At 72.1% G+C, this 12,840-nt stretch carries 15 protein-coding genes; 11 read left to right on the top strand and 4 right to left on the bottom strand.

Annotated features, from left to right (window positions below):
- The first annotated feature begins 29 nt into the window (after positions 1-29).
- The 6 genes from era (at position 30) to C503_RS0115445 (ending at position 5,070) form a co-directional block, all read left to right on the top strand.
- A complete protein-coding gene (gene era / locus C503_RS0115470; RefSeq protein WP_018683126.1) occupies positions 30-971 on the top strand; it encodes a GTPase Era in 942 nt (313 codons plus the stop codon).
- 37 nt (positions 972-1,008) lie between these two features.
- The gene (gene recO / locus C503_RS0115465) at positions 1,009-1,779 is read left to right on the top strand and encodes a DNA repair protein RecO (RefSeq protein ID WP_018683125.1); all 771 of its coding nucleotides are present in this window, start codon (positions 1,009-1,011) and stop codon (positions 1,777-1,779) included.
- A gap of 103 nt (positions 1,780-1,882) precedes the next feature.
- Positions 1,883-2,734, top strand: coding sequence for an isoprenyl transferase (locus C503_RS0115460; protein ID WP_033400641.1), 852 nt, complete (start codon positions 1,883-1,885; stop codon positions 2,732-2,734).
- Positions 2,731-3,159 (top strand): hypothetical protein, encoded by a 429-nt coding sequence (locus tag C503_RS0115455; RefSeq protein ID WP_018683123.1) that lies wholly within the window; start codon positions 2,731-2,733, stop codon positions 3,157-3,159. Before C503_RS0115460 ends, C503_RS0115455 begins: the two co-directional genes overlap by 4 nt.
- Positions 3,160-3,247: 88 nt before the next feature.
- Complete coding sequence (locus tag C503_RS0115450) at positions 3,248-4,339, top strand: permease (protein ID WP_018683122.1); 1,092 nt, start codon at positions 3,248-3,250, stop codon at positions 4,337-4,339.
- Complete coding sequence (locus tag C503_RS0115445; RefSeq protein ID WP_018683121.1) at positions 4,336-5,070, top strand: TIGR03943 family putative permease subunit; 735 nt, start codon at positions 4,336-4,338, stop codon at positions 5,068-5,070. Before C503_RS0115450 ends, C503_RS0115445 begins: the two co-directional genes overlap by 4 nt.
- 112 nt (positions 5,071-5,182) lie before the next feature.
- Here the strand turns inward: C503_RS0115445 and C503_RS0115440 are convergent, their stop codons facing one another.
- From C503_RS0115440 to C503_RS0115430, 3 genes are all read right to left on the bottom strand, one after another.
- On the bottom strand, positions 5,183-5,593 hold the full coding sequence (locus tag C503_RS0115440) for a Fur family transcriptional regulator (protein ID WP_018683120.1): 411 nt from the start codon (positions 5,591-5,593) through the stop codon (positions 5,183-5,185).
- A complete protein-coding gene (locus C503_RS0115435) occupies positions 5,590-6,051 on the bottom strand; it encodes an ArsR/SmtB family transcription factor (protein WP_026316338.1) in 462 nt (153 codons plus the stop codon). Before C503_RS0115435 ends, C503_RS0115440 begins: the two co-directional genes overlap by 4 nt.
- Positions 6,052-6,164: 113 nt before the next feature.
- Positions 6,165-6,437: a DUF6703 family protein gene (locus tag C503_RS0115430; protein ID WP_156893243.1), complete on the bottom strand. Its 273-nt coding sequence runs from the start codon at positions 6,435-6,437 to the stop codon at positions 6,165-6,167.
- Between the two features lie 80 nt (positions 6,438-6,517).
- Here C503_RS0115430 and C503_RS0115425 point away from each other — a divergent pair, with 80 nt between their 5' ends.
- Both C503_RS0115425 and C503_RS0115420 read left to right on the top strand, forming a co-directional pair.
- On the top strand, positions 6,518-6,919 hold the full coding sequence (locus tag C503_RS0115425; RefSeq protein ID WP_245572489.1) for an antibiotic biosynthesis monooxygenase: 402 nt from the start codon (positions 6,518-6,520) through the stop codon (positions 6,917-6,919).
- Positions 6,920-7,019: 100 nt separating this feature from the next.
- Positions 7,020-8,405, top strand: a complete 1,386-nt coding sequence (locus tag C503_RS0115420) for a glycine--tRNA ligase (protein WP_018683116.1) — start codon at positions 7,020-7,022, stop codon at positions 8,403-8,405.
- A gap of 237 nt (positions 8,406-8,642) precedes the next feature.
- Here C503_RS0115420 and C503_RS39510 read toward each other — a convergent pair whose 3' ends face one another.
- The gene (locus C503_RS39510) at positions 8,643-9,536 is read right to left on the bottom strand and encodes a hypothetical protein (RefSeq protein WP_018683115.1); all 894 of its coding nucleotides are present in this window, start codon (positions 9,534-9,536) and stop codon (positions 8,643-8,645) included.
- Between the two features lie 164 nt (positions 9,537-9,700).
- Between C503_RS39510 and C503_RS0115410 the strand changes: the two genes are divergently transcribed.
- From C503_RS0115410 to C503_RS0115400, 3 genes are all read left to right on the top strand, one after another.
- A complete protein-coding gene (locus C503_RS0115410) occupies positions 9,701-10,357 on the top strand; it encodes a YdcF family protein (protein WP_051114833.1) in 657 nt (218 codons plus the stop codon).
- An 18-nt stretch (positions 10,358-10,375) separates the two neighbouring features.
- Positions 10,376-11,665, top strand: a complete 1,290-nt coding sequence (locus C503_RS0115405; RefSeq protein WP_018683113.1) for a deoxyguanosinetriphosphate triphosphohydrolase — start codon at positions 10,376-10,378, stop codon at positions 11,663-11,665.
- 67 nt (positions 11,666-11,732) lie between these two features.
- Complete coding sequence (locus C503_RS0115400; RefSeq protein WP_018683112.1) at positions 11,733-12,806, top strand: serpin family protein; 1,074 nt, start codon at positions 11,733-11,735, stop codon at positions 12,804-12,806.
- Positions 12,807-12,840: the final 34 nt, after the last annotated feature.

Raw genomic sequence — 12,840 nt, 5'->3', positions numbered from 1 at the left:
AGGCCGATGCCGGAGTCGGATCGTTGCCAATGCACAATGTCTTGGTGAAGAGCACCGACCCGGTGGACAGCACGACCGAAGGTCACCGTTCCGGTTTCGCCTGCTTCGTCGGCAGGCCCAACGCGGGCAAGTCGACCCTGACCAACGCGCTGGTGGGCACCAAGGTCGCGATCACCTCCAACAAGCCGCAGACCACCCGGCACGCCATCCGGGGCATCGTGCACCGCGCGGACGCCCAGCTGGTCATCGTGGACACCCCCGGCCTGCACCGCCCGCGCACCCTGCTCGGCCAACGGCTCAACGACATCGTCCGGGAGACCTGGTCCGAGGTCGACGTGGTCGGCCTGTGCGTGCCTGCCGACCAGAAGATCGGGCCGGGCGACCGGTTCATCGCCGCCGAGCTGCGCAAGGTCGCGCAGAAGACGCCGGTGGTCGGCATCGTCACCAAGACCGACCTGGTCGCTCCCGAGCAGGTCGCCGAGCAGCTCGTGGCGCTGCAGGACGTGCTGGACTTCGCCGAGCTGGTGCCGGTCTCGGCGGTGGACGGCTTCCAGGTGGGCACGCTGGCCGACCTGCTGGTGGCCCGGCTGCCCGAGGGCCCGCAGCTCTACCCGGGCGGCGAGCTGACCGACGAGCCGGAGGCCACCCTGGTCGCCGAGCTGATCCGGGAGGCCGCGCTGGAGGGGGTGCGCGACGAGCTGCCGCACTCCATCGCGGTCACCATCGAGGAGATGGTCCCGCGCGAGGGCCGCGACGACATGATCGACGTGCACGCGCTGCTGTACGTGGAGCGGCCCAGCCAGAAGGGCATCGTGCTCGGCCACCGCGGCGAGCGGCTCAAGCAGGTCGGCTCCACCGCGCGCAGGCAGATCGAGGTGCTGCTGGGCAGCCGGGTCTACCTTGACCTGCACGTCAAGGTCGCCAAGGACTGGCAGCGCGACCCGCGCCAGCTGCGCAGGCTGGGTTTTTGAGCCCGGTCCGGTCGGTGGCGCGTGGCAGGATGGCCGGGTGAGCCTGTACCGCGACACCGGGGTCGTGCTGCGCGTGCAGAAGCTCGGCGAGGCCGACCGGATCATCACCCTGGTCACCCAGAAGCACGGCAAGGTGCGCGCGGTGGCCAAGGGCGTGCGCCGCACCACCTCCCGGCTGGGCGCCCGGGTCGAGCCGTTCGCGCACGTGGACGTGCAGTTCTACACCGGGCGCACGCTGGACGTGATCACCCAGGTGCAGACCCTGGACGCGTTCGGCGCGGGCATCGTCGGCGACTACCGCCGCTACACCGCGGGCTGCGCGGTGCTGGAGACCGCCGACCGGATGTCCGCCGAGGAGGGCGAGCCGGTGCTGCGGCTCTACCTGCTGGTCGTGGGCGCGCTGCGGGCACTGGCCGACGGGCAGCGGGACGCCTCGCTGGTGCTCGACGCGTTCCTGCTGCGCGCGCTGGCGTTCGCGGGCTGGTCGCCCGCGCTGACCGAGTGCGCCCGCTGCGGCGACCCGGGCCCGCACCGCGCGTTCAACGTGCACGCGGGCGGCTCGGTGTGCCCGCGCTGCAAGCCGCCCGGCTCGGCGAGCCCGCCGCTGGAGGTGCTCAACCTGATGGACGCGCTCGCGCACGGCCACTGGGACGGCGCCGAGCGCAGCACCGACGCGGCCCGGCGGGAGGCCAGCGGGCTGGTGGCGGCCCTGCTGCAGTGGCACCTGGAGCGCCAGCTGCGGTCGCTGCCGCTGGTGGAGCGGCGCCCGCCTGCCGAGCGGCAGCCGGTGGCCGGTCCTGCCGAGTAGCGCCCGGACTGTCCACAGAGGAGTGTGGGGTGCGGGCGGCCGGGCCGCCCCGCCCGGTCAGTACTGTTTCCAGGTCCCCCGGTAGGTGTGAAGGAGTAGTGCGGTGCTGCGACGTCGTCGGACTGGCGGGCGGGAGACCGGCGGGCCGGTCCGCGTGCCGGAGCCGCACCCCTCCGGTGCGCGCCCGCCCGCGATCCCGGCCGAGTTCGTGCCACGGCACGTCGCCATTGTGATGGACGGCAACGGGCGGTGGGCCAACCAACGCGGCCTGACCCGGATCGAGGGCCACAAACGCGGCGAGGCCCAGGTGGTCGAGGCGGCCAAGGGCTGCATCGAGATGGGCGTCAAATGGCTGTCGCTGTACGCGTTCTCCACCGAGAACTGGCGGCGCAGCCCGGAGGAGGTCCGCTTCCTGATGGGCTTCTCCCGCGACGTCATCCGCAGGCACACCGTGGAGCTCGGCGCGCTCGGCGTGCGCATCCACTGGGCGGGCCGTCGCCCCAAGCTCTGGCAGAGCGTCATCCGCGAGCTGGAGATCGCCGAGGAGCGCACCCGGGACAACGACGTGCTCCACCTGGCCATGTGCGTGAACTACGGCGGTCGCGCGGAGATCGGCGACGCCGCCCGCGAGATCGCCCGGCTCGCCGCCGCCGGGAAGATCAACCCCGAGCGGGTGGACGAACGCGTCCTGGCCAGGTACCTGTACCGGCCGGAGATGCCGGACGTGGACCTGTTCATCCGGCCGTCCGGCGAGCAGCGCACGTCGAACTTCCTGCTCTGGCAGTCCGCCTACGCCGAGCTGGTGTTCCAGGACCACCTGTGGCCCGACTTCGACCGGGTGCACCTGTGGGAGGCCATCGAGACCTACGCCCGCCGCGACCGCCGCTTCGGCGGCGCCGCCGACTCCGCCGAGGTCGCCGCCCGGCTGGACCTGGACCGGAAGGACCCCGAATGACCGACCAGCTGCTCACCCGCGCCCGCGAGGCCCTGGAGAGCTACCACGACGTGACCGTGGACGACGACGGCGCGCTGACCTTCCGGCACGGCGACGTGCCGTGCGCGGTGCAGGGCATGGAGCTGGCCGAGGGCCTGACCGTGCTGAGCCTGACCTGCGTGGTGGCCTGGGACCTGCCGGACACCCGCGACCTGGCCGTCTCCGCCGCCGAACGCGCGGGCCAGGGCCTGTTCGGCACGCTCGGCGTCGTGCACACCGAACGGGGCATGGACGTCACCCTGCGCTACGCCTTCCCGGCCGACGGGCTGACCGCGCCCGCCCTGGGCACGCTGCTCATGCTGGTCGTGTCCACCGCGTCCCAATTGCGCACTGAGCTGCTCGGACAGGCGGCAGAACACAGTTCAACACCCGGCTCCCCCGGCTGATCCCGGGCCGGCATCATTCGGCGGGTGAGGTATCCACCCGCGTGCGCTCCGTCATCACCCCGGGACTCGTCGGCCGGGGACACCGCCGATGAGCGCTGACCCGCCGTCCCGCCCCGAGTCGGCCGACCTGACCGACGCTCCCGAGCTCGCGACGGCCCCGGGCGGGTCCGTCGCGGTCGCCGACGTGGCGGCCGGGCCGGGGAAGCGCCGGTACCGGGTCGGGTCGCTGGAGGTGCTCTGCGCGATCCTGGTGATCGCACTGGTCGGGCAGGGCAACCTGGTGTCCTGGCTGGACGCGCCCATGCTGCGCACCGGTGCCACCGTGTTCGTCGCCGTGTGCGTGCAGGCGCTGCCGTTCCTGGTACTCGGTGTGCTGATCAGCGGCGCCATCGCCGCGTTCGTGTCCGGCAAGGTCCTGGAGCGGCTGCTGCCCCGGCGTCAGGCGCTCGCGGTGCCCGTGGCCGGGTTGGCCGGGGTGGCGCTGCCGACGTGCGAGTGCGCGGCCGTGCCGGTGGCCCGGCGGCTGATGCGGCAGGGCGTGCCCACCTCCGTCGCGCTGGCGTTCCTGTTGACCGCGCCCGCGATCAACCCCGTCGTGCTGGTGGCCACCAGCGTGGCGTTCCCGAACAACCAGGGCATGGTCCTGGCCCGGCTGCTCGGCTCGCTGGCCACCGCGCTGGTGATGGGCTGGCTGTGGGCGCGGTTCGGGAAGGCCGAGTGGATCATCGAGCGGGCGCTGCGCAGGCTGCCCGAGCCGGACGGCCGGTCCCGGTGGCGGATGTTCTTCGAGACCGCGCGCGCCGACCTGGTCGACGCGGGCGGGTTCCTGGTGCTCGGCGGGCTGATCGCGGCCACGCTCAACGTGGCCGTGCCCCGGCACTGGGTCGACGCGCTCGGACAGCAGGTCGTGCTTGGCGTGGTCGTGCTGGCGGTGCTGGCCCTGCTGCTGGCGTTGTGCAGCGAGGCGGACGCGTTCGTGGCGGCCTCGATCAGCGGCATGCCGCTGCTGCCCAAACTCGTGTTCCTGGTGGTCGGGCCCGCCGTCGACGTCAAGCTGTTCGCCTTGCAGGCAGGCACGTTCGGCCGCTCGTTCGCGGTCCGGTTCGCGCCCGCGACGTTCGTGGTCGCGGTGGTCTGCGCGGTGCTGTCGGGTCTGTTGGTGTTCGGCGGCGCGGGATGAGGCGGGAGACCCAGAACATCCTGCTGGTACTGGTCGGCGGCGCGCTGCTGAAGATCAGCCTCAACGGGACCTATCTGCAGTACGTCAAGCCGTCGCACCGGTACTGGCTGATCGGCGGCGGCCTGGTCATGGTGCTGCTCGCCGGGATCTCCATCGCCCGCGAGCTGTTCGCCCGCGCGCCGCACGAGCATGACGACGGCGACCACGAAGGGCACGACCATTCCGCGCGCAGTGCGTGGCTGTTGATCCTGCCGGTGCTGACGATCTTCCTGATCGCCCCGCCCGCCCTGGGCGCGGACTCGGTGCGCGCGGACGCCAGCAACCGGGCCGCCACCACGCTGTCCTCCGGGGCCGACGACCGGATGCTGTTCTCCCCGTTGCCCGCGGGGGATCCGTTGCCGGTCAAGCTGAGCGACTTCGCCGCCCGCGCGGCCTGGGACTCCGGCAACTCCCTGGACAACCGCCGGGTCCGGCTGACCGGGTTCGTGGTCGTGGACGGGCAGAACACCTACCTGGCCCGGCTCTCGATCACCTGCTGCGCCGCCGACGCCTTGCCGGTGCGGGTCAGGCTCGACGGACCCAGGACCACCGGCTACCAGAACGACACCTGGCTGAACGTCACCGGCACGCTGCGGCCCGGCTCGGCCACCGAGGACGACGACTACGTCCCCACGCTGTCCGCGACCGAGCTGACCAAGATCCACCAACCAGAAGACCCCTATGAGCACTGAGTTCGATTTCTCCCACCACCCACCCCCACATCCCCACCCGGCATCGTTCCCGGCCTGGCAGCCGACCCTCACCAGGTCGTCACGGGAACCGTCGCGGAGATCGAGGCGTTGGCTAACCGCAACTCGCGCACGTGCCGAAGATCTCCACGGTATGGCTGATCTGGGAGAAGCCATTCTCCGCGGCCACCTTGTCCGCCCAGCGCTCCACCGCGGGCCCCTCCACCTCCACGGTGTGGCCGCAGGTGCGGCACACCAGGTGGTGATGGTGGTGGCTGGAGCAGCGGCGGTAGATCGCCTCGCCGGAATCGGTGCGCAGCACGTCGATCTGGCCCGCGTCGGCCAGCGACTGCAGCGTCCGGTACACCGTGGTCAACCCGATGCCCTCGCCGCGCTTGCGCAGCTCCTCGTGCAGCTCCTGGGCGGAGCGGAAGTCGTCGAGCTGGTCGAGCAGTTGTGCGACGGCCGTGCGCTGACGCGTGGAGCGCCTGCCGGGTACGGTCGCCGAGGTTCGGTCCGTCGTCACCGGTCGCCTTCCTCAACGTGGGCAACTGCGTCCACGACGATATGCGACAAATGCTCATCCACAAGGCGGTAGACCACCTCGCGCCCGTGGCGCTCCCCATAGACCACACCCGCGGACTTGAGTACCCGCAGGTGCTGGCTGATCAGCGGCTGCGCCACGCCCAGCGCCTCGACCAGCTCGTGCACGCAGCGGTCGGCGACCCGCAGCTCCAGCACGATGGCGATGCGCACCGGCGCGGCGAGCGCGCGCAGCAGATCGCCCGCGGCGGTCAGGGTGGCCGAGGACCGGCGGTGCCCGGTCGCGAGCGCGGGCCGGTCCGGTGAGTGGTCCAGTGAATGGTCGGGCGCGTGGTCCGGGTGTCCCGGTGAATTTCCGGGTGGGTGGGTGGGCGAATGATCGTGCTGCTCGGCGGCTGCCCGCAGCCCGTGCGACGCGGCTCCCGAGGTCACGGTCGACATCGTCCTCTCCTGGTCCCGGCGGCGGACGGCCCGCAGGGTGATGGTTACCGTGTTCATCTTAGGCTGCGTTCCCAGTTCACGGGGGCCTGTCGCGGGCACGGCACCGCACGCGTTCACAGCACGGAGACCGCGATCGCCACCAGCACCCCGAGAATCAGCACCCGACCCGCGCGCTGGGCGGGTGCCAGCACCGACCAGGTCGCCACCAGCAGTCCGACGACGGCCAGCGCCAACAGGCCCAGCAGGGCGGCGCCGATCGGCCCGCGGATCAGCACACCCGCCACGAACAGGCCGATGACCAGGACGAACACCAGCACCGGCGGGACCTTGGACAGCGGTCCCCGCCCCTGAAGCAACGGTGTCCTGAGCGAGCGCGTCCGCCGCACGGGTGCCTCCCGATCTCGATGGGGCTGCCGACAAGGGGTTACCGTGCCGCATCCTCGCACTGTCCCGTGCGGGCCCGCCCGTGCCCCGCCGCCAGGAAGGCCGCCGCGTGCTGCTGATCGCCAGGTTCACCGTCACCGACCCTGGGCCGTTCGCCGACCGGGCCCACCGGGCCCTGGAGCTGTTGCTGGCACAGCCCGGCTGCCTGCGCGGGCTGTTGGTCCGGTCCACCGAGTCCGCCACCGCCTGGGTGCTCACCGTCGAGTTCGCCTCCGTCGCCGCGTACCGAAAGTCGCTGTCCCCCTTCGACGTAAGAACCCTGGTGATCCCGTTGCTCGCGGAGGCGGACACGACCGAACCGGCGGCATACGAGGTGGTTGTCGAGGCGGGCCCGGACGGTGTCCGGCGGCATGCCAGCCTGCTCGCCGCGGACGCGGACACGGTCCGCCTCGGCGAGGCCGCGGGGCCCACGACCGCGCGCTGACCGGCGGGTCCGGCGTGGGTGTCCCCCGGACGGAGCAGGGCGGGGCGCGGACTACCCTTGGCTGTCCCGCCTCTCTCGTTGTTCCTCTCATGGAGGGTCAGTGCCAGCCGACCGGATCGATACCGTCGTCAGCCTCTGCAAGCGCCGCGGCTTCGTCTACCCGTGCGGGGAGATCTACGGTGGCACCCGGTCGGCGTGGGACTACGGCCCGCTCGGCGTGGAGCTGAAGGACAACATCAAGCGCGCCTGGTGGAAGACCATGGTGCAGGGCCGCGACGACGTGGTGGGCCTGGACTCGTCGGTGCTGCTGCCCCGGCAGGTGTGGGTGGCCTCCGGGCACGTCAACGCCTTCCACGACCCGCTGGTCGAGTGCACCTCGTGCCACAAGCGGTTCCGCGCGGACCAGCTGTCCGAGGAGTACGCGGCGCGCACCGGCAAGGAGGTCGCGGAGAACGACGTGTCGGACGTGCCGTGCCCGAACTGCGGCACCCGCGGCCAGTACACCGAGCCGCGCGAGTTCAACATGATGCTCAAGACCCACCTTGGCCCGGTGGAGACCGACGAGGGCCTGCACTACCTGCGCCCGGAGACCGCGCAGGGCATCTTCGTCAACTTCCTCAACGTGCAGACGACCGCGCGCCGCAAGCCGCCGTTCGGCATCGGCCAGATCGGCAAGTCGTTCCGCAACGAGATCACGCCGGGCAACTTCATCTTCCGCACCCGCGAGTTCGAGCAGATGGAGATGGAGTTCTTCGTCGAACCGGGCACCGACGACGAGTGGCACCAGTACTGGATCGACGAGCGCACCCGCTGGTACACCGACCTCGGTATCGCCAAGGACAACCTGCGCGTCTACGAGCACCCGCGCGAGAAGCTGTCGCACTACTCGAAGCGCACGGTGGACATCGAGTACCGCTTCCGCTTCGGCGGCCAGGAATGGGGCGAGCTGGAAGGCATCGCCAACCGCACCGACTTCGACCTGACCACGCACTCGAACCACTCCGGCGTCGACCTGTCGTACTTCGACCAGGCCACCAACTCCCGCTACCGCCCCTTCGTGATCGAGCCTGCCGCGGGCGTCGGCCGCCCGATGATGGCCTTCCTGCTGGACGCCTACGTCGAGGACGAGGCCCCGAACGCCAAGGGCGGCGTCGACAAGCGCGTCGTGCTCCGCCTGGACCGCAGGCTCGCCCCGGTCAAGGCCGCCGTGCTGCCACTGTCCCGCAACGCCGACCTCTCCCCGAAGGCCCGCGACGTCGCCGCCACCCTCCGCAAACACTGGAACGTCGACTTCGACGACGCGGGCGCCATCGGCCGCCGCTACCGCAGGCAGGACGAGATCGGCACCCCGTTCTGCGTCACGGTCGACTTCGACACCCTCAACGACCACGCCGTCACCGTCCGCGAACGCGACACCATGTCCCAGGAACGCGTCTCCCTGGACCGCCTGGAGTCCTACCTCGCCGCCCAGCTCATCGGCTGCTGACCCACCCGGTGGTGGTCGCCCCACCGCGACCACCACCGACCCGGCCTCGCCCGCTGCCCGGACAGGGATGTCGAGCCAGTGGCTTGACCATCACCGGCTCTGCCGCTTGCGTTGGCAGTGGATGTCGGGCCAGGTGGCGCGGCCCAGGACGGCGCCCGAGTCTCGACCCGTCCGCGACGAGTCCGGCGGCGTCGCCGAAACGCGGGGTGTCCGGCGTCGTCGGCTCCCTCGGTCCGATCAGGACATGATCACCTCCGGCTTCGGCCGCCCGGCCGCTTCGCCATAGGCGGCCCGGAGTTCCCGCGCCACCCCCGCCGGGTCCACCCGCATCCGTTCGGCATCGGTCCGCACCGCAACGATCCCCGCTGCCCGCAGCCGGGTCACGCGGGCGAACGCGCGGGGCAGGCTGTCCGGTGTCCAGGCCCGGTGCAGGTCCGCGTCCCAGGCGAGACCCACGTCGTCCCACCACGCGTCCACGATCGCCAGGTGGACGTCGTCCGGTGTGCTCAGTCGGGCGGTCCAGTTCGGGGGTGGCAGCTCGGCCAGGTCCACCACCCCGGTCACCCGCCGGGCCGCGATCGAGCGCACCCCGCGGTCGATCTCGGCCAGCGCGCGCCGCAGCAGGGTGGTGCCGTATCCCGGGCTGTGCACCAGTTCCGCGTGCAGCTCCCCGATGGTCGCCCCACCCCGCTCCACCGCCTCCCGCGCCACGGCCCGGACCTCGGCGATGGTGAAGCCGCGGCGGCAGGCGTCGACCGTCGCGCGGGGGAGGGGGGCCGTCGGGAAACCCCGGCGCCAGCGGGGGTCCGGCATCCGGTCGGTGCGCTCGACCACGACCGAGCCGTCCGCCCGACCCGGTTCGCGGCTTGGCGCGACCAGGTGGATCGCGCCCCGCGGTCGGATCGGGATCCCGTTGAGCCACATGGCTTCCCGGCCCGTGACCACCGCGTCGGTCGGGGCGAGGTCGAGCGCGGCGCGCAGTCTCCGCTCGCGGGCGGCGGGCCGGTCGGGCAGGGGCACCGGGTCGGTGGCGGGCGTCGGCGACGGGAGCGCGCCGGGGCGGGCAGGCCGAAGCTCGGTGTCGATGTCGATATTGCTGTCGGGGCGGGTGATCAGGTGGTTGGTTCGCATGGGTTCGAGGTAACCCCGGATCGGACGCGGTGGGCAGTCCTCGGGCCGGGGCTGTGGATGAATCGGCGACACGCCGGGGCGCCTGTGGACAACCCGGCCCGGGTTTCCCGCCGCGGCCGTGAATCGCGTACCGTGCCGAGTTCCCGCGACACCCCTCTGGAAGGATGCGGAGCGTGCCTCCCCACCCCCGCCCGTTGCGCCGGTTCCTGCGCAGGCTGCTGGTCGGCATCGTGCTCATGGGCGTCCTGGTGGTCGGCGGCACCGCGTTCCGGGTCTGGCAGGTGGCCCGCGTCGACGACCGCGACCACGCCGACGTCGTGGTGGTGCTCGGCGCCGCGCAGTACGCGGGCAAGCCGTCGAAGGTGCTGGAGGCGCGGCTGCGGCAGGCGAAGGCCCTCTACGACCAGCACGTGGCCGACTACGTGGTCACCGGCGGCGGCCGTCGCGCGGGCGACAAGTACACCGAGGCCGAGGCGGGCCGGAAGTGGCTCATCGACCGCGGCGTCCCGGCCGACCGGGTGATCGGCGTCGGCGAGGGCAACGACACCCTGGGCACGTTGAAGGCCGTGGCCACCGAGGTCAAAGACCGCGGCTGGGAGACGGCGGTCATCGTGAGCGACCCGTGGCACTCGTTGCGCGCGCGCACGATGGCGAAGGACGCGGGCCTGGACGCGTGGACGTCGCCCACACACACGGGCCCGATCGTGCAGACCCGCGAGACCCAGGCCAAGTACATCCTCCGGGAGACCGCGGCGCTGCTCTACTACCGGTCCACCAACGCCTCCGCCGACGGCATCGCGATCGACGAGGAAGTCGGCTAACCCACGTACAGTCCGGGTGTGCGACCTGGTTACACCGAACACGACGAAGCACGCCTGCACCCGGAGCCGCCCAAGAGCGCCGGGTTGGCGGGCGCGCGGCCGGACGCGCGCAGCCCGTTCGACCGCGACCGCGCGCGAGTGCTGCACTCCGCCGCGCTGCGCAGGCTCGCGGGCAAGACCCAGGTCGTCGGCCCGAACGAGGGTTCGGAGGTGCACGGCATCCCGCGGACCCGGCTGACGCACTCGCTGGAGGTCGCCCAGATCGGGCGCGGTATCGCGGACGAGCTCGGTTGTGATCCCGATCTGGTGGACACCGCGGGCCTCGCGCACGACATCGGCCACCCGCCGTTCGGGCACAACGGCGAAACCGCGCTCGACCTGGTCGCCCAGCCGTGCGGCGGCTTCGAGGGCAACGCGCAGACACTGCGGATCCTGACCAGGCTCGAACCGAAGGTCCTTGGCGAGGACGGCACCGAGCACGGACTGAACCTGACCCGCGCCGCACTCGACGCGGCCACCAAGTACCCCTGGGCGAGACGCGCGGGCATGGTCAAGTTCGGCGTCTACGAAGACGACCTCCCCGTGTTCGAGTGGTTACGCGAGAACGCTCCCGGTGACCGTCGGTGCATCGAGGCCCAGGTGATGGACTGGGCCGACGACGTGGCCTACTCCGTGCACGACGTCGAGGACGGGGTCCGCTCGGGCCGGATCTCCCTGGCCGCGCTCGCTGATCCGGCCGAGCGGGCCGTAGTGGCCGGTCTGGCCGCGAAGCTCTTCTCCAGCCAGCCGCTGTCCGCGATCGAGGAAGCCGCTCACGGCCTGCTGGACCTGCCGGTGCTGGCAGACCTGGTCACGCGCGAGTACGACGGCTCGCTGGGCGCGCAGGTCGCGCTGAAGCGTCTCACCAGTGAGCTGGTCGGCCGGTTCGCGGGTGCGCCGGTGGCGGGCACGCGCGCCGCGCACGGCCCCGGCCCGTTGACCCGCTACGCCGCCGACCTCGTGGTGCCCGACCGGGTCGCCGCCGAGGTCGCGCTGCTCAAGGCGATGGCGGTGCACTACGTGTTGAGCGACGCCGACCGGCTGGCGTTGCAGGCCAGGCAGCGCGAGGTCGTCACCGCCCTGGTCGAGGTGCTGGTCGAGCGGGCCCCGACGGCGCTGGAACCGGCGTTCCAGCCCGCCTGGCAGGCGGCGACCGACGACGCCGGGCGGCTGCGGGTGGTCGTCGACCAGGTCGCCTCGCTGACCGACGCACAGGCCGTCGGTTGGTGTCAAGGCCTTGTGGACGACTTCCGGAGCTCGGGCGGCTGAGCCGGCAGACTCGGCGTCGCGGTCGACGACCGTGAACGAGAACGCCGTGCCAGTCGGGAGGTCCGCCGTGTCGCACCTGGATTTCACCCTTGCCCTGCATCGCGTGCTCGCGCCGGGGCAGGTGTGCTGGTCACCTTTCTCGGTGGCGGGCGCGCTGGGCCTCCTCGCCAGGGGCGCGCGCGGCCGAACCCGGGACGAGCTCGTCGCGCTCGTCGGTGATCCCGACGAGGTGGCGCACCTGCTGGCGGCGAGCGGCCTGGTCGCGTCGCCGGACGACGAACAATCGGTACTGGCGGTCGCGAACACGCTGTGGGCCGACGCCTCGGTCGACCTCGCCGACGACTTCGTCCGCGCCCTGGTCGACGGCCAGGGCGGCGCGGTGCGCACCGCCCCGTTCCACGCCGACCGCGAGAAAGCCCGCGCGGAGATCAACACCGACGTCGCGGAGACCACCCGCGGCCTGATCGAGGACCTGCTGCCACCGGGGTCGATCACCCCGGACACAGCGTCCACAATGGTCAGCGCGCTCTACCTGAAATGCGCCTGGCTGACGCGGTTCGCCCAGGACGCGACCGAACCACGGGTGTTCACCACGCCCACCGGCCCGGTCGAGGTGCCCACCATGTCCTTCGAGGGCAACGCCCGCTACGCCGCACAGGACGGCTGGCAGGTCGTCGCCCTCCCCGCCGCGGGCGGCACCGAGGCGGTCATCCTGTTCCCCGACGACGACCTGGCCACGGCCGAACCCGGCCTCACCGCGGAGTCCCTGACAACCCTGCTGGCGGCACCACACCGCGCCCGGATAGCCCTGCACCTGCCCCGGCTCGCCCTCACCACCCACGCCGAACTCACCGCCCCACTGACCGCCCTGGGCGTCCACACGGTGTTCGGCGACCAGGCCGACCTCACCGGCATCGCCCGGGGAGTTCGCCTCCGCGCGGACTCGATCCACCACGAATCCGTCCTCCGCGTCGACGAGGAGGGCTTCGAGGGCGCCGCGGCCACCGCCGTCGTCTTCGAGCTCGTCTCCCTGACCCCGACCGTCGCCGAGATCCACGTCGACCGCCCGTTCCTGCTCCTGGTCCGACACCAGCGGACGGGGGCGGTGTACTTCATGACCCGCGTCACCGACCCGTCCTGACCTGTCACACCCGACACGGTCGTCGGGGATCGCC

Source organism: Actinokineospora enzanensis DSM 44649, from assembly GCF_000374445.1.
Classification (GTDB): Bacteria; Actinomycetota; Actinomycetes; order Mycobacteriales; family Pseudonocardiaceae; genus Actinokineospora; species Actinokineospora enzanensis.
This window is presented reverse-complemented; position numbering and strand designations above follow the sequence as displayed.

Bases quoted from the DNA above. Each gene is read 5' to 3' on its own strand.
- era (WP_018683126.1), top strand. From the start codon at position 30: ATGCACAATGTCTTGGTGAAGAGCACCGACCCGGTGGACAGCACGACC.
- C503_RS0115455 (WP_018683123.1), top strand. From the start codon at position 2,731: ATGACCGACCAGCTGCTCACCCGCGCCCGCGAGGCCCTGGAGAGCTAC.
- C503_RS0115450 (WP_018683122.1), top strand. From the start codon at position 3,248: ATGAGCGCTGACCCGCCGTCCCGCCCCGAGTCGGCCGACCTGACCGAC.
- C503_RS0115445 (WP_018683121.1), top strand. From the start codon at position 4,336: ATGAGGCGGGAGACCCAGAACATCCTGCTGGTACTGGTCGGCGGCGCG.
- C503_RS0115435 (WP_026316338.1), bottom strand. From the start codon at position 6,051: ATGTCGACCGTGACCTCGGGAGCCGCGTCGCACGGGCTGCGGGCAGCC.
- C503_RS39510 (WP_018683115.1), bottom strand. From the start codon at position 9,536: ATGCGAACCAACCACCTGATCACCCGCCCCGACAGCAATATCGACATC.
- C503_RS0115410 (WP_051114833.1), top strand. From the start codon at position 9,701: ATGCGGAGCGTGCCTCCCCACCCCCGCCCGTTGCGCCGGTTCCTGCGC.